Source organism: Eubacterium sp. 1001713B170207_170306_E7 (assembly GCF_015547515.1).
GTDB lineage: Bacteria > Bacillota > Clostridia > Eubacteriales > Eubacteriaceae > Eubacterium.
On the sequence record NZ_JADMVE010000006.1, the window covers coordinates 152,048 to 167,397 of the forward strand.

The window sequence follows — 15,350 nt, forward strand, 5'->3', positions numbered from 1 at the left end:
CAATCTTTAATCTAAAAACGAAGCATCAAAGTCAAAAGCACGGCCCACACGCAGGTTATCAAAACAAATGATGTAATTGTCAAAGGTCGTGAAATTTCCGTATTTCCGGCGGTATACTTCGACAGACATATCTAGAAATTTTTCTGTAACATCCAGGTATTCAGCCAGCTCATAGCGATTGCGCACACCATCTTCAAAAGCCTTTATAATGTCTGTCAGGCGTATTAACTTGAACACTGCCTGTTTACGGGCTTTTTGTTCCTGCCAGCGGCTGTTTGGATCGTCTGTGTCAGTAATGTTACCGATGTTATATTCATGGTGAGAGAGTTCTTCAGCTAAAGCACATTTTTTCTCTACCTGTGTCTGTAATTTTTCAGACAAGCCGATGACGTTTTTTCCTATCAACGCGTCGGCGTCACTCTCAAGGATTTCATTCTCAAAGACTTCAATTTCTTTGTTATAAGCATAATCAAGCATTTCTTCATATTGGTTCATTTGACTACCTCTCTAACTTTCGCTTTCGCGCCTTTTCCTCCAGTCTGGAGATGTCATTATTCATTTTTTCGACTTGGTCAGGGTCCTCATTGTCGTTATGTGCGGCTCTGACGATGTATGCGTCATCCTCGTCTGTATCAATGACAGGTTTTAAGTCTACATCAACAATTTCATCATACGGAAAATCCTTAATCGTTTCAGATTTAATTTCCATTAAGCAGTCAATAAAACTGGACATCATTCTTAATTCTTCATAGTCCATTTCATCTATTAACCGATCAAGTTTTTCACGGGTGGTTTGAGGTTTTACAAACATCTCACCAATGCCGGTTCTCAACCAGGTTTCATTTACGTTATATTCTGAACAAATCATAGTTATATGCCGTTCATTTACGTTCCTATCACCTTTTTCTATGCTTGAAATAGCAGATTTTGATAGGCCAATCTTAGCACCGAAGTCTTCCTGATTGAGCTTTAGTTTTTTTCTTAATTCAAAAATTCTTTTATTCATATCACACCTCTGAACATATTCTATCACGAAAATTCCCGTTTGTAAACTTTTTTGTTTTAAAAAGATTGACATATTCCACAAACAAGAATATAATATACACAAACAGGACTTAAAGGGAGGTGATAAAAATGTTAGCTAATAACGCTTTAGCCAAAAATGAGAGGTTAATAGTTTCTGAAAAAATTGATCAGCTAGAAAAGTCAGATAAAGATCAACGACTTAGCGAAATTACTATGAGGACGCTATTGATGTACGGTGAAATGGTCAAAGAGATTCACGAGATTAGTCCAGGTGACAGGAAATGCTGATTCAGCATTTCAACAGAGAAAGGAGGCAACTATGCGATTGTGGGTTATGTTATGTGTTTTGCTTTTGTGGGCTGTCGGAGCAGTTTGCGCTTTTATCATGAAAAAGGTTCAACCAGAGTTTTTGAAACTTTACATAGTCTATGCTTTGTTTATTCTCATAGCTGAGACATTGTTGGTACTGTATTTAAATTAATCAAAATAGTTATATTTCAAGGAGAATTTAAATGATACCCAATATTTTAACCGTTAAGGAAACCTGTAAAATCCTTAAAGTGGGCCGAACAAAGCTGTCCCGTATCCTTAACAGTGATCCAACATTTCCAGCCGTTAAGGATGGCACATGGTTCATTTTTGGGGATCGCCTACAGGACTGGATGGACCGGAAAAAATATATGCAGGAAGCAGACAGAGAGAAAGCGGCAAGCTGACATGGAAAGAAATAATATTAAGAATTGCCCAATAATAATGAGCTTGATTCAATTGGGTTACTCGGCTGAAAAAACGCAAGGTGCATTTGAAGTGTTTAAAGTTTTAACCAAAGGGAGGAAAAATTGACAGATGAACAACTTGTAACCAAGTATTTAAAGGTCGCGCACGAACTGGCAATGTTACCCCACGGAATCGGCTGGACGCCAGAAGTCGGCAGAAGGCGAGAGGAGCTGGAGCGGCAGGTGGAGGCGATGCGGCCACAGATTGATGTGCTGCATCGGAAGTATGAAAGGAGCACAAATGAAAAAGGTTGAATTTGCTTTTTCCTCAACGCAGGACTTAAAAGGGTGGCTGGAACGAAAAAACTGGAATAGTGAAAGCCCGGAAGCGTTCGATAATTGGCTACAGAATTTTTTTAATAGCGGCCATAAAATATCCGTTAATGATAAAAAATATGAGTATTGGGATTGTTGGGAATTGGTATAAAAAAGGTCCCAAAGCGTTGCAGCGCAATAGGGACCATAAATAAGACATTTTCATTATAGCAGTAATGGATACTGCGTGTCAATTTGCTATAAAGGGATCACCTAAAAACCTCCTAGAAATAAAAGTTCTTCCCCATTGAATTAATATTCTGGTGGTCCCTTTATATACATTAAGGAGTAAAAATGAATATTAAAGATAAAATTGAAAAATTGTTAAGGCTTAGCGAAAGTCCAAATGAAAACGAAGCAAAGGCCGCATTATTAAAGGCCAGAAAGCTTATGATGGAACATAAGCTGAGCGAAGCGGATTTTAAAGTCTTGGAGAAACAAGAACCTGTCAAAATTGAAACAGGGATCTATTTCACGAAAAAGACAAATTACTGGATTACCCAATTATTGACAGTGATTGCTCCGAATTATGCTTGTAATAATTACATGAATAAAAAGTATCGAAAAAAGAGCCATCAGGCAATTATCTACGGCTTTAAAGAGGACGCTGAGTTGTGTGAGCGTGTGTTTAAGTATGCTGTGGACTGTGTCATGTCCTGGATTAAAGAGTTGAAAAAGTCTATGCGTGGGCAGACGGCATACATCATTAATTCATATGTAGATAGCTATGCTCAGGGTTTTATTGATGGTTTGAAAGAATCGTATGATGAGCAGACCGAAGAAAATGAACAAGAATGGGGATTAGTGGCTGTTGTCCCGCCAGAGGTTAAAGCTGTGACCGATGGTATGAAACCTGTTTATCCTAACAACGATACATTTTTCGCTTCGGAATATTACGGCAATGGTTTTATGGATGGCAGGCGTTTTTCCATGGAAAAGAGATTAGAAAGTGAGGGAACAGTATGAGCGATAGAATTTGCAAGGCAATCGAAAAATTTGAGGATAAGGGCTTTATTGTAACCACAGGGGACTACAATGAGTACTGCTGTGAAAAAGAGGGGTTTAAAGACATTGTCTTTATCCCCGCGAATGTTGGAACAGGCGTGATGTTTCGTGTTGGCAAGGTATTGACTAAGAGTATGGAAAATGCCCTGAGACTGGCAAAGGTGAACTGAAAATGTTTTACGGATTTGACACGGAAATAGCCGAACAGTACGGCGTTGATGAAGCGATTATGTTACAGAATTTTGCTTTCTGGATTGAGAAAAATATGGCCAATGACAAGCATTTTCATGATGGGCGTTACTGGACGTACAACAGCCATAAGGCGATGGCAAGTCTGTTTCCCTTCTGGACAGAAAAGCAGATTCGCCGTATTATTGACAATTTGATTGAAAAAGGACTGATCACAAAAGAAAATTATAATGAATTAAAATACGATCAAACAAAATGGTATGCTCTTACCGATTTGGGCATCTCCATTTGCCTAAATGGGCAAATGGAAAAGACCGAACGGGCAGATGTCATTTGCCCAAATGGGCAAATCGAACAGCCCAAACGGGCGAATCGAATTGCTAAAAAGGGCGAACCTATACCAGATATAAACCATATACATACACAGATACAAAACCAGATAGTAAACACAGATATTGAGGCGGCTCCTTCCAAAGCCGAAATAGATTTTTCGAAAATTCAGGAGCACTGGAACAGTGTATGTGTAAAATTACCCGCTGTTACAGTGATGAGCAAAAAACGGATGGCAACGGTCAAGGCCAGGGTAAAAGAGCATGGACTTGAAGCGGTCTTTTCTGCTATCGACAAAACAGGTAAAAGCGATTTTATGAACGGTCAAAATAATAAGGGCTGGCGGGCAAGTTTTGACTGGATCATGCGGCCTGAAAACTTTGTGAAAGTGCTGGAAGGAAATTATGACAATGCAACTTTTAATCCACTGCCGCCAAACCTGCAAGGGGCTTTGCAGAATGTCGAAATACAGATGATGGGAGGGAATATTTTTGAATAACGTGGAGACTGCTAAAATACTGGCCGTCATTGCGGCGGTATACAGTAACTTTGCTGTGAATGATTTTAAGCAAAAAATATGGGCTGAACTACTGGCTGACATATCTTACAAAGATGCCAGCATCGCCCTTAAGGAGCTGCTGAAAACCAACAAATTTCCTCCTGTACCTTCGGAGATTATTGAAAAAGCCAACGTGGCAAAAATATTGAGCTGCGGGGGATTGGATTATAAATGGCTGGAAGGGGGTGACGATTTTGAACGCATTGGAGACAAAAAACTTACTGGAGCTGATACAAGGCGTTTACCCGAAAATCCGCATCAATGATTTTGCGATTGCAACGTGGATGGACGTTCTGGAAAATTTTGAGTTCGATGCCTGCCGGAAGGCGTATCTGGAATATGTCAGGGATGGCGGTGACCGGGAGCCGAAGCCAGCGGATATTTTACAGGTTTGCCGGAGGAATTACCGTGATCCAGATTTAAACATTGAGATGCAGGACTGTCCGATCTGCCACGGTAAGGGGATCGTGAGGGTTTTAAATAAAGGCTATGAGTGTGTCTACAGCTGCCGCTGCCCGAATGGTCGAAAATATAAAGGGCTGCCGCGTTTTGAAGCGGAACAATGGACGGAAAATGAATTTCACGTCAAGGAGGTGGCTGGTGGATGATTGATCTAAAGCAATGGCGGCTTGAGCGCGGCTACACAGTGGCAGCATTTTCGCGAATCGCAGGGGTTCACCGGAAGGTGATCGAACGGGCTGAGGCAGGCATGACAATACAATACAGGAGTGCAGACAAAATATGCCGGGCTATCGGAATACCGCTTATTTATTCGGACTGGGCCATTACTAAAGATAAATTCAGGCAGGTTGAAAGACCCTGCCTGGTAAAAGAATACCGTACCTATAAATTTTTTAAAGACAAGCTGAAAGCAGGGGAAAAGATCATGGTGCCCTGTACGCAGCTTAAGTCAAAAGACAGAAAAGGTATTTTGGTCGAAGGCACAATTTTAAAGTTTTATGAGAATTATGCGCTGCTGGAATTGAGGATTAAAAAACACTGTAATTCTGGGGAAAGATACAGAACAATAAAATCCGGCTTTGCCCTGGATGATCTTGTTAAGTTCAAGGAAGGACGTTACCAAAATGAATGAATTTATAACAATGCTGAAGATTCGCAGTCTCTGTGAAAAAAGAAAAACATGTATTAAAGAAACGGGTGAAGGCGGAATTGACAAATGTCCGTTGTACGATCCGTGTAACCACTTAGCATTTAGTGATCTTACAGAGGGGCAGCTTTTAGAAATTGCTGAAGCTTTGGGAGAAATTAAGGTACCTATGCAGGTGCGGAAGGGAATAAAAATGAGTAAACTGAGTGCAGAAAAATATTTCAAAATGAAAGCGAGAATGACGTGCAACTGTAGTATTTGTTGTAATGATTGTCCGCTTGACATGCTTAACAATGATATGACCTTAGACTGCAATGATCTTGAATTGAAATTTTATGGTCGGGCGATTGAAATTGTCGAAAACTGGGCAAAAGAGAATCCGGAAAGGACGTATAAGAGCCGTGTTTTTGGAGATAATGTAAAACCTAACGAATGTCAATACTATAGCTGTGCCGACTGTTTGAAGCGGGGGATAGAAAAATGAAAAAAGTGATCTTTAGTATTTTTGAGTTTGTAGGGTTGGCGTTTGTTGCTATGTGTGTACTGGGTTTGTTGCTGTTTGGCCGGGATTGGTTCACGGCCACAGTTTCAGTCACCTGGGGATTAAAGCGGCAGGTGATTACAGGAGCATTCTTTGCTGTCGGGGGAATCGTTGGCTTATGCGTAGGGTTTAGCCGATTTTGGAAAGACCAAACTAAAAAAATGGCACATGAAATTTGTATGAAGTATAAATACATTCCAAAAGATTACGCCTGCCCAGGCTGCCCGATCAGGGATCAGATCGGTCTGGGACATGATTGTAAGGCTTTTATAAGAGAAAACCCCATTGCGGTCCGGGAAATGTATAAAAAAATGATTGAACAGGAGAAGCGACATGTGCACTGAATTGAATAGACTTAAAAATAAGGATTGTGGCTTGATTCATGGCTTTGCTGATTATATTTACAAGGGTTTGAAAAATGGTAATGAACATATTTGTTTTAAAATTAAACGGACGAGGAAGCTTAAATGCGAAGCCTTGGATATTACCATTTTAAATTTGGAGCGATTCGACAAAGTAAATTTCTGGATATTTGTACCATTACAGGAGGATTGGTTTATTGCTCTTTTGAATGCACGGAGCCGGGCCAACCGCTTGTTTGGATATACGGTTTTGAGATAGGAGGGAACAATGGCAGAAAAAGGCAGCTTATTAGCAGAAATTGAGATTGAAAAAAGAATGTTGGAGGCGTTGGAGCACAAAAGGGACCGGATCATTTCAAAACTTGGTCCGGGAGCTGGTCAGTCAACCAGCTATGTTGATGCCGACAACATTCATGGGAGCAGCACCAGGGCCTTTGAAGCCTATCTTCCTGAAATGGTCGAGAATGAGCGAAAAATAGGGGACTGTAAGGCGGCCATTGAGACCTATGAAAAGCTATTAAGGACAATTCAGTATCAAATAAATTTAGTAGATTCTAAAAAAAATAAAATAATTTATCTGAAACATTATGTAGGGTTAAAAAATGCTGAAATCGCCCAGAAACTCGGGACTTCTGTGCAGTATGTAAAAAATGTTTTGGCAGAAAACAAAGGGCCAAAATAGTGGGGTTACCTTTTGGGTTACTTGCATTTTGAAATAAACATGATAAACTTTAGTGTATGAAAAAAGGTTTTTACAAATGCCGCGGTTGACCGTGGCTTTTTTATACGCGGAGGTGAGACGATGAAATGAAAAAGCAAGCATCACGGCCAATAAAAAATGACCGGACGGTGTGGGATATTCAGGATTATTTAAAAGTAGCGGCCAACCGCTCTTGTGAAGGTATGCGAAATTATATGCTGTTTTTGATTGGCGTAACAACCGGGTACCGTGCTGGTGATCTGGTCAATCTCAAGGTCCGGGATGCCAAAGAAGCCTTAAGGGCAAAGTATTTTACGATCATGGAGGGCAAGAAGCAGAACAGCCCTTTTGTAAGAGAGAAGAACCGGAAGCCGCGGCGGGCAGAGATACTGCCAAAGGTGGCTAAGGAATTAAAGGCTTATATCAAAGACAAACATGATTATGAATGGCTTTTCCCGAGCAGAAAGGGAAATGGGCATATTGGTGTCCAGGCGGTCAGTAATATTCTAAAGAATGCCGGGCTGTATTTTGGCCTGGAGAATATCTCAGCGCACTCAATGCGCAAGACCTATGCGTATAAAATATATATCACATCGGGCAAGGATATTGTAGCTGTGAAAGAAATGCTGGGACATAGCAGCATTGAAGAAACAAAAAGGTATCTGGGCTTAGACCAGGAAAGATACCACGAATTAAGTCAAGCACTTGGTGATTTCACCAGGTGATTTTTTATTTTTTGCGCTTTAATGTTTAAAAAATAAAGGAGCTGATATTTAAGGGCGATTGAAAAAAATAATCCTTAAGTATTAAAAAAACAGGAATGTGTGATTTACCAAGCAAATAAAACATTCAAGGGTATAAAACACGAACGATTAAAGAATAACAATAAAAAACGTTCGGGTTTTTTGGCGTGAAAGAAGGTGGTTTTTATCCGTGAGTTTGCAAGGCATATTTACAAAGGCCAGCAATGGAAGAAAGTAAGGCAATATGTTTTTGAAAAGTATTATGGTCTGTGTGCTGAGTGCGGTGCGCCGGGTGAGGAAGTGCACCACAAAACATTCCTGACACCACAGAATATAAATGATCCCGAGATTGTATATGGCGAGAACAACTTAGTGCTGCTGTGTAAGGAGTGTCATTTCAAAAAGCACCGCAAGACGAATCCACTGGAGCAGAACTTTAAGAGGCGGCGGCTTACCAACAATGGTTGTTGGTTTGATGAGTTCGGCAACGTGCAGCCCGTTAGGCGGTGGATCATCTGCGGCGCGCCTGCGTCTGGGAAATCAACTTACGTACAAGAACATATGCTGCCTGGTGATCTGGTGGTAGACCTGGACCTGATCGGCCAGGCTATCAGTATAAGCGCAAAGGCTGCGATACCTTACAATCTTTTGCCGACAACTTATGACATCCGCGATTACTTATATAAGCTGATCGAGAGTGACAAAGTAGATGCCAGGAATATCTGGATCATTGCAGCATTGCCAGACAGTAAGACCAGGGCAGAGCTTGCCGGGAGGCTGAGAGCTGAGATCGTGGACATGAAAGCAGATATAAATACTTGCATAGAAAGAGCGTTAAGCGATCCGGAAAGAATGGATAAAGAATTACAGAAGCAGATAATAGAGGATTATTTTGCTAAATATGGAAAGTAAGGAGGCCCCCCATAAAAATTTCATGGGGGAGCGCAGCGGGACCGTCGGAGGGGAACCTCTCTTTTCCTCCGCATGAAAATTTTGAAAAAAGGAGGGGGTTGATTTGAAAGGAAATCCCGAACAAATAAGGCTCCAGGTTGAGCGAGATAAAAAGATTCGTGCTGAGTTTAACCGAATTAAGCGGATTTTCAAGGATGTGGACATTGATAAGAATTTGTTGAAGGCTTTAGAAGGGCTTTGTAAGGACGCTGCTTTTATGCGTGTAAGCCTGGATGAGTTGAAGGAGTCCTTGACCTTATACGGCAATACCGAAATCTTTGAACAGGGTGCACAGCGTTTTGAGCGCGAACGGCCAGCGGTCAAGACCTTTTTAAATTATCTCAAGCAGTATTCCGTTGTCATGAAGCAGATTATTGACCAACTGCCAAAAGAGCAGCAGGAACAGGAAGAAAGCGAGCTGTTTGATTTTATCCAGGAAGCGCAAAAGCTCAGGGCGGTTAAATGATACCAACCTATATTGAGGAATACTATGACGCGATCATGTCAGGTGATATTAACGCCTGCAAGCGAATCAAACAAGTATACTCGATGCTTTATAAACAGCTAAAACATCCTGGAAAATATGTGTATGATAATGACCTGGCAAATTTGCCCATTGAATTTATTGAGCGGTTCTGTAAACAGGCGCAGGGCGTGGCAGGAAGGCCTCTTGAACTCATGCTTTTTCAAAAAGCAAAGTTCCAGGCGGTGTTTGGTTTTGTGGATGCTAAGACGCATTTTAGGAAAGTTGATGAGGTGCTGGACATCCGTGGCCGTAAAAATGGAAAGACCACGGAAAACGCCGCAACCAGTATTTTCCTGACAGTCGGTGACGGCGAAGCAGCCGCTGAAAGCTATTTTCTAGCCACCAAAAAAGAGCAGTCTCTAAAAGGCTTTAATGAGGCCTGGAATATGGTAAAGCAGTCTAAAGAATTGCGGCGTATACTCAGAAAACGCAAGTCTGATCTTTATTGTGAAATGACACTGGGATTTATTCAGGCGTTATCCAGCAATGACAACGGCCTTGACGGGCTGAACGTTCACAGCGCGATTATAGACGAACTGGCAGCCATAAAAAAACGTGATCTGTATGACCTGATCAAACAGGGGACATCTTCGCGACGGCAGCCTTTAATTAACTGTATCACAACAAACGGCTTTGTCCGTCATTCCATTTATGATTCACAGTATGAATATGCCTGTAAGGTGTTGGATGGGAAAATAGACGATCCATCATTTTTAGCATTTATTTATGAGCTGGATGATAAAGACGAGTGGGACAATGAAGAAATGTGGATCAAGGCGAATCCGGGACTGGACTTTATTAAGGATCGGGAGAAGCTCAGGGCCAATGTTAACAAGGCGAAAGAGGACCCGGCTTTCAAACCGACGGTCTTGGTCAAAGATTTTAATATGACTGAAAACGCCGCGACAAGATGGCTGCGCTGGGATGAACTCAACAACGAAGAAACCTTTGCTGTCGCAGATATGGGCTTTCGCTATGGTATTGGCGGATTTGACCTGGCTGAGACAACAGACCTGGCAGCTGCTAAGGCGGCAATGATGAAAAAAGATGATCCGAAGGTTTATTGGAAATCCATGTACTGGATACCTGAAGCACTGCTTGAGAAAAAGGAACTCATGGACAGTGTGCCTTATCAGCTTTGGGAGAAACAGGACTTGATAAGAGTCTGTGAGGGAAACCGGGTAAATCCCTATGATATGCTGAAATGGTATATGGAGTTACAAGAGAATGACGGTATCAACATGCTGTATATCGGCTATGACCCGTGGCATGTTGACGAAAGCCTGTTACAGGCTTATGAAAACTATTTTGGGAAAAATGTGATGATAGAGGTTCGGCAAGGACCGTATACTTTATCAGTTCCGATGAAAGAGTTCAAAGCTGAACTTGACGCCGATATTCACGTTTATAACAACAATCCGGTTGATAAGTGGTGTTTATCCAACTTAGAGATTAAAACCGATATAAACGGCAATATCCAGCCAATAAAGGGTATGGACAGCACACAGCGCATAGATGGTGCGGTGGCGCAGATTATCGCGAAGGTTATTTTACGTGATAAAATGGCCGAATATGAAAATATGATTTGAGGTGGTTGAGTGTTTGAAAGAATCAAGCGGCTTTTTAACAAAAGCCCAACAGAAACAAGGCTGAAAATGGTGACAATGCACGGAAACGGCTTTTATGCCTGGGATGGCAGGCTGTACCACAGCGACATTGTCCGGTCCTGTATCCGGCCAAAGGTGAAGGCGGTTGGAAAACTGGTGGCTAAGCATATCCGGGAGGATACAAGTGGGATTAAGACGAATCCTGAGCCCTATATGCGGTTTCTGCTAGAGGAACCAAACCCCTATATGACGGGGCAGGTATTACAGGAAAAAATAGCCGCACAACTACAGCTTAACAACAATGCCTTTGTTTTAATTATACGAAACAATGAGGGACTGCCTGTTGAGCTTTACCCGATTCCGGCCACGTCCGTTGAAGCAATCTACGGTGAAACCGGGGAGCTGTTTCTGCGGTGTTTTATGAAAAACGGAAAGATGTTTACTTTTCCGTACCGTGAAATTATCCATCTGCGACAGGACTTTAACAGTAATGATTTGTTTGGAGACAGTCCTGGAAAAGCCTTAGCGCCGCTCATGGAAATTGTGAACACAACGGACCAGGGGATTATCCACGCGGTCAGAAACAGCGCCATTATCCGATGGTTATTGAAGTTTAATACGAATCTGAACAAAGAAGATATAAAGGCAAAAACACAGGAATTTGCGGATGCCTTTTTAAGCATAGATAACACAACAACGGCTGCGGCTGTTGATAATAAGATGGAGGCTGTGCAAGTGCAGCCCCAGAGTTATGTCCCCAATGCGGTGCAGATGGATAAAACCACGCAGCGCATTTATTCATTTTTTGGGACAAACGAAAAGATTGTCCAGAGCCGATACAATGAAGATGAATGGAATGCTTATTATGAAGCAGAGATTGAGCCCTTAGCCGTCCAGATGGCCGGGGAGTACAGCCGTAAGCTGTTCAATCGGCGCGAGCGGAGTTTCGGCAATGCCATCATGTTCGAGGCCAGCAATCTACAGTATGCCAGTATGTCCACAAAGCTAAATCTATACCAGGTGGTTGACCGTGGAGCAATGACCCCCAATGAATGGCGAAAAATATTAGGAAATATGACCCCGCTTGATGGTGGTGATAAGCCAGTACGCCGTTTAGATACACAGCCCGTTGACGGGCAAGCCGAAAGGAGTGATTAATATTGCCGTTTGAAATTGGTATTCGCGGATGCATTGTAGAGGACTCGGACAAATGGATTTATGACTGGTTCGGGGAAACAGCAGTGTGTCCAGAGGATGTAAGAAAAGTGCTCAGTGAAGCGCGAGGGCAGCCAGTAAATGTGCTGATCAACAGCTATGGAGGTTCTGTCTTTGCCGGATCGGAAATTTATACAAACCTGATGGCTTATGCAGGTGAAGTAAATATCCGCATTGACGGTCTGGCCGCTTCTGCGGCTTCGGTGGTGGCGATGGGCGGCCGATGTGCCATGAGCCCAACAGCGCAAATAATGATTCATAATGTGTCTACTTCTGTGGCAGGAGATTACCGGGATATGGACAAAACCAGTGAAACCTTGCGGATCGCCAACCAGACCATTGCCAGTGCTTACAGTATTAAGTCTGGAATGGCTTTGGATGAAGCCCTTGCCATGATGGATGAGGAAACATGGATGACAGCCCAGGAGGCAAAAGACAAAGGTCTGATTGATGAGGTTTTGTTTATTGATGAGGAACAGCGCAGTATTTTTGCCAACGGCGGGCTGATGAACAGCTTGAAAAACAGTGCAAAGTCTTTATATGCCTGTATTCCAATACTGGATAAAGAAAAGATGATTGAAGCCTACAATGCCCGGCGTGAACGGATAGAAAAGCCTGTTGTTAATGACGATTCCGAATCATTAGCCAGGGCTAAAAGTAAATTTTTAAATTTAAGGAGAATTGAAGAATGACAAGAGAAGAATATTTAAAGCAGAGAAACGAGCTTATGAACGCGATTGACGTATTGATTGGATGCGGTCAGATTGACGAAGCCAATGCCAAAATGGCAGAAGTAGAGGTCCTTGACGGGCAATATGAAGCAGAACGAACCGCAAGGGCTAACGCTGAAGCGTTGCGACAGACTGGCTGTGTTGCTCCTGAACCGGTTAGAAATATTCTGGATATCGCCGGGGAACAAGCCGTTTCTGATAATGGGGCGGCAGTTGAGCCGGAAAATGCTATCTATGAGCGCGCTTTTTATAATTATATGACAGGCCGCAGCTTAACCGTCGATGAACAGAACGTGTTCGACAGGATAAATGAGCCGTTAAGAAACAGCACACAAACCGTTGAGGATCACCAGATTCTGGTTCCGGAGTCTACGGTTCAAACGATCTGGATGGAAATGGAGAGGCTTCATCCCATTATAGCGGATGTTGGCATGACCCATGTTCCAGGGGACATTAAAATTATCAAGGATGATGATTCTGCGGGCACAGATGCAGAATGGATTACTGAGACGGATACGCCTTCTGACGAAGCCATTAATACATCGGTTGTTGAACTTAATGGCCATGAACTGGTTAAATCTATTACTATTTCATGGAAACTCAAGAAAATGTCTATGGCAGACTTTTTAAATTATATTGCAAAGAAGATTGCCCGTAAAATGGGGAATGCTCTGGCCGCCGGGTTTGTTGTCGGTAAGGGAACCCCTGGGGAAAGTGATAGCCACAAAGCACAGCCTTTGGGGATTGTAACTGCACTGGAAAAGGAAGTGAGCACCCCACAAGTAGTGACTTACTCGACAAGCGATGCCTTAACTTTTAAAAAGGTGACCGAAGCTTTTGCGAAGATTAAAAGCGGGTATATTTCCGGCGCTGCGATCTATTCCAACAACAAGACAATCTGGGAAACCCTGGCCAATATGATGGATGGAAACGACAGGCCATACTTTGTTCCGGACCCGACATCTGGAGGTGTGGGCAGGATGTTTGGATTGGTCGTAAAAGAAGAATCAGCCATGCCGGATGGCGCGGCTTTAATCGGCTGCCCAGCAGAAGGGTATACCGCGAATGTGAATGAAAATATTACAATGTATACAGAGGACCATGTGAAAGCCAGAACAACGGACTATATGGGCTATGCGATCATTGACGGGACGGTTTTAGATACAAAGGCGTTTGCGTTAGTAAAAAAGTCATAAGCCAGCCCCCGGTAGAAAAAGAACCGGACCCGGCTGGCGCAAAGTGAGATAGGAGGGGAAACCCTCCTTTTTTAGGAGGGAGCAATGGAAAATGAACTGATCAAAAAAGTAAGAGAGAAGTGCCGAATCCGCAATACTGCCCTTGATAGTGAGGTTAGTGATTATATAGAGGCGGCAAAGCGGGATATGGGCATTTCCGGGATTAATACAGTGAATGGACAGGATAAGCTGATTGAACAGGCCATTGTACTATATTGTAAAGCCCAATATGCCGACATTAAGGACAGCGTCCGGTATATGGAAGCCTATGAAAAGACCTGCGTCAAGCTGGCGTTATCGGGTGAAAAAAATGTGGACTGATATATGTTATCTGGGAGAAATCCGGGAAATTGAAAATGATGTGGGGGATATTATCACGGAAATTACATATTTTCCGGAAGATGAGTATATTTTCTGTAATGAAAAATCCATTACCGATAAAGAGTTTTACCAGGCAGCCACAACAGACTATAAGCCCAGCGTTGAACTGGAGGTAAAAGCATCTGATTACAATGGACAACGGTTTATTAAGTATTACGGTGAAGAATATACCGTGTATAAAAGTAAAAAAGTCGGCAGTGAAAACATAGCATTGACACTGGAAAGGGGGATCAAGCATGAGCGTGCCACCGAAGGTACATAAGGTTATGTACCGCAAAGGAAAATGCATTGTCGAATACGACAATAAAATAGACCGGGCAAAATATACCCTTGACGGCCTTGTGTACGGCGCTTTAAGGGATGTAGGTAAATTTGTTTGCACAAAATTTAAAGAAGCCTATTACGGACACTTTAAAAGGCGCAAGGGTAGGGTAGGACGGTTTACACAATACTGGGTGCGCCGCCGTGAAATGAATTTACAGGTTGGCATTAAGCCTGGCGGCTTTTATGGTGGTTTCCAGGAAAAAGGAACATCAAAACAGCCAGCCCTTAACCTACTCTCGGATTCTGTAAAAAATAATATTCCTCAGATTGTCCAGATTGAATCAGAATATTTGAGTTCCTTGTCCGATGAAGCGGCTGCTTTGGCGCGTGTCACAGAGTCCCAGGAGGAAACAGGTGGTGCTGATGGATAGCCCGACAATCGCACTTCGGCGTGATGTTCATAATTTGCTTAAAATGGCTCATAACCGCGTTTCATATGTTAAGGCTAGTAAGAATACTCAATATCCTTATATCGTCTATAAAATAAGCGATATGGGGGATTCAAAAAAGCTGGAACTGGACTATTGGGACAGGAACAGCGATTCCACAAAAATTGAGACGATGGCCGACGATGTAAAGGGAATTTTAGACCAATGTGTTTTAACAAATGAACAACACTGCCTAGTTTTTTATCATGGACAGGATCGGCAGCCATTAACGGATGATGATCCGCAGATTTTAAGAATTAACGAGTCTTATGAGATTCGCTATTTCGGAAAGGATTGA

Annotated in this window: 27 protein-coding genes; 25 read left to right on the forward strand and 2 right to left on the reverse strand. The window is 42.5% G+C overall.

All coding sequences use genetic code 11. The annotated features are described in order from the left end of the window. Positions 1–6: 6 nt before the first annotated feature. On the reverse strand, positions 7–495 hold the full coding sequence (locus tag I2B62_RS15255) for an ImmA/IrrE family metallo-endopeptidase (protein WP_195269927.1): 489 nt from the start codon (positions 493–495) through the stop codon (positions 7–9). Positions 496–499: 4 nt separating this feature from the next. After that, on the reverse strand, positions 500–1,006 hold the full coding sequence (locus I2B62_RS15260; RefSeq protein ID WP_195269928.1) for a helix-turn-helix transcriptional regulator: 507 nt from the start codon (positions 1,004–1,006) through the stop codon (positions 500–502). A gap of 128 nt (positions 1,007–1,134) precedes the next feature. On the opposite strand from I2B62_RS15260, the gene I2B62_RS15265 reads away from it, so the two are divergent. The 25 genes from I2B62_RS15265 (at position 1,135) to I2B62_RS15385 (ending at position 15,350) form a co-directional block, all read left to right on the forward strand. Beyond that, complete coding sequence (locus tag I2B62_RS15265) at positions 1,135–1,314, forward strand: hypothetical protein (protein WP_195269929.1); 180 nt, start codon at positions 1,135–1,137, stop codon at positions 1,312–1,314. A gap of 224 nt (positions 1,315–1,538) precedes the next feature. Then, a complete protein-coding gene (locus I2B62_RS15270) occupies positions 1,539–1,742 on the forward strand; it encodes a helix-turn-helix domain-containing protein (protein ID WP_195269930.1) in 204 nt (67 codons plus the stop codon). 123 nt (positions 1,743–1,865) lie between these two features. Then, positions 1,866–2,057 carry a hypothetical protein gene (locus tag I2B62_RS15275; protein ID WP_195269931.1) on the forward strand — a complete coding sequence of 64 codons (192 nt, stop codon included), beginning with the start codon at positions 1,866–1,868 and terminating at the stop codon, positions 2,055–2,057. Beyond that, positions 2,044–2,229 (forward strand): hypothetical protein, encoded by a 186-nt coding sequence (locus I2B62_RS15280; protein WP_195269932.1) that lies wholly within the window; start codon positions 2,044–2,046, stop codon positions 2,227–2,229. The genes I2B62_RS15275 and I2B62_RS15280 overlap by 14 nt, the downstream gene beginning before the upstream one ends. Positions 2,230–2,411: 182 nt before the next feature. Further along, complete coding sequence (locus I2B62_RS15285; RefSeq protein WP_195269933.1) at positions 2,412–3,083, forward strand: DUF2786 domain-containing protein; 672 nt, start codon at positions 2,412–2,414, stop codon at positions 3,081–3,083. Beyond that, positions 3,080–3,292, forward strand: a complete 213-nt coding sequence (locus I2B62_RS15290) for a hypothetical protein (protein WP_195269934.1) — start codon at positions 3,080–3,082, stop codon at positions 3,290–3,292. The genes I2B62_RS15285 and I2B62_RS15290 overlap by 4 nt, the downstream gene beginning before the upstream one ends. 2 nt (positions 3,293–3,294) lie before the next feature. Next, entirely contained in the window at positions 3,295–4,140 is an 846-nt protein-coding gene (locus I2B62_RS15295) for a hypothetical protein (protein ID WP_195269935.1), read from the forward strand. A 1-nt stretch (position 4,141) separates the two neighbouring features. Further along, a complete protein-coding gene (locus I2B62_RS15300; protein ID WP_347707833.1) occupies positions 4,142–4,465 on the forward strand; it encodes a replicative helicase loader/inhibitor in 324 nt (107 codons plus the stop codon). After that, positions 4,395–4,808, forward strand: coding sequence for a hypothetical protein (locus I2B62_RS15305; protein WP_195269937.1), 414 nt, complete (start codon positions 4,395–4,397; stop codon positions 4,806–4,808). Before I2B62_RS15300 ends, I2B62_RS15305 begins: the two co-directional genes overlap by 71 nt. After that, complete coding sequence (locus tag I2B62_RS15310) at positions 4,805–5,293, forward strand: helix-turn-helix transcriptional regulator (protein WP_195269938.1); 489 nt, start codon at positions 4,805–4,807, stop codon at positions 5,291–5,293. Before I2B62_RS15305 ends, I2B62_RS15310 begins: the two co-directional genes overlap by 4 nt. Continuing rightward, complete coding sequence (locus I2B62_RS15315) at positions 5,286–5,792, forward strand: hypothetical protein (protein WP_195269939.1); 507 nt, start codon at positions 5,286–5,288, stop codon at positions 5,790–5,792. Before I2B62_RS15310 ends, I2B62_RS15315 begins: the two co-directional genes overlap by 8 nt. Beyond that, complete coding sequence (locus I2B62_RS15320; protein WP_195269940.1) at positions 5,789–6,193, forward strand: hypothetical protein; 405 nt, start codon at positions 5,789–5,791, stop codon at positions 6,191–6,193. Before I2B62_RS15315 ends, I2B62_RS15320 begins: the two co-directional genes overlap by 4 nt. Then, positions 6,183–6,470 carry a hypothetical protein gene (locus I2B62_RS15325; RefSeq protein WP_195269941.1) on the forward strand — a complete coding sequence of 96 codons (288 nt, stop codon included), beginning with the start codon at positions 6,183–6,185 and terminating at the stop codon, positions 6,468–6,470. The genes I2B62_RS15320 and I2B62_RS15325 overlap by 11 nt, the downstream gene beginning before the upstream one ends. 9 nt (positions 6,471–6,479) lie before the next feature. Further along, the gene (locus I2B62_RS15330) at positions 6,480–6,893 is read left to right on the forward strand and encodes a hypothetical protein (protein ID WP_195269942.1); all 414 of its coding nucleotides are present in this window, start codon (positions 6,480–6,482) and stop codon (positions 6,891–6,893) included. 125 nt (positions 6,894–7,018) lie between these two features. Then, the gene (locus I2B62_RS15335) at positions 7,019–7,636 is read left to right on the forward strand and encodes a tyrosine-type recombinase/integrase (RefSeq protein ID WP_195269943.1); all 618 of its coding nucleotides are present in this window, start codon (positions 7,019–7,021) and stop codon (positions 7,634–7,636) included. A 195-nt stretch (positions 7,637–7,831) separates the two neighbouring features. Further along, complete coding sequence (locus tag I2B62_RS15340) at positions 7,832–8,566, forward strand: AAA family ATPase (RefSeq protein WP_347707830.1); 735 nt, start codon at positions 7,832–7,834, stop codon at positions 8,564–8,566. Positions 8,567–8,669: 103 nt separating this feature from the next. After that, on the forward strand, positions 8,670–9,071 hold the full coding sequence (locus I2B62_RS15345; RefSeq protein ID WP_207736028.1) for a hypothetical protein: 402 nt from the start codon (positions 8,670–8,672) through the stop codon (positions 9,069–9,071). Further along, complete coding sequence (locus I2B62_RS15350) at positions 9,068–10,720, forward strand: terminase TerL endonuclease subunit (protein ID WP_195269944.1); 1,653 nt, start codon at positions 9,068–9,070, stop codon at positions 10,718–10,720. Before I2B62_RS15345 ends, I2B62_RS15350 begins: the two co-directional genes overlap by 4 nt. Positions 10,721–10,729: 9 nt before the next feature. Then, entirely contained in the window at positions 10,730–11,896 is a 1,167-nt protein-coding gene (locus I2B62_RS15355) for a phage portal protein (RefSeq protein ID WP_347707831.1), read from the forward strand. Positions 11,897–11,898: 2 nt separating this feature from the next. Continuing rightward, positions 11,899–12,645 carry a head maturation protease, ClpP-related gene (locus I2B62_RS15360; protein WP_195269945.1) on the forward strand — a complete coding sequence of 249 codons (747 nt, stop codon included), beginning with the start codon at positions 11,899–11,901 and terminating at the stop codon, positions 12,643–12,645. Continuing rightward, complete coding sequence (locus tag I2B62_RS15365; protein ID WP_195269946.1) at positions 12,642–13,880, forward strand: phage major capsid protein; 1,239 nt, start codon at positions 12,642–12,644, stop codon at positions 13,878–13,880. The genes I2B62_RS15360 and I2B62_RS15365 overlap by 4 nt, the downstream gene beginning before the upstream one ends. An 84-nt stretch (positions 13,881–13,964) precedes the next feature. Then, on the forward strand, positions 13,965–14,240 hold the full coding sequence (locus I2B62_RS15370; RefSeq protein ID WP_195269947.1) for a DNA-packaging protein: 276 nt from the start codon (positions 13,965–13,967) through the stop codon (positions 14,238–14,240). After that, positions 14,230–14,562, forward strand: coding sequence for a hypothetical protein (locus I2B62_RS15375; RefSeq protein ID WP_195269948.1), 333 nt, complete (start codon positions 14,230–14,232; stop codon positions 14,560–14,562). The genes I2B62_RS15370 and I2B62_RS15375 overlap by 11 nt, the downstream gene beginning before the upstream one ends. Next, positions 14,537–14,995, forward strand: a complete 459-nt coding sequence (locus I2B62_RS15380) for a hypothetical protein (protein ID WP_195269949.1) — start codon at positions 14,537–14,539, stop codon at positions 14,993–14,995. The genes I2B62_RS15375 and I2B62_RS15380 overlap by 26 nt, the downstream gene beginning before the upstream one ends. Next, positions 14,979–15,350, forward strand: coding sequence for a hypothetical protein (locus I2B62_RS15385; RefSeq protein ID WP_207736029.1), 372 nt, complete (start codon positions 14,979–14,981; stop codon positions 15,348–15,350). Before I2B62_RS15380 ends, I2B62_RS15385 begins: the two co-directional genes overlap by 17 nt.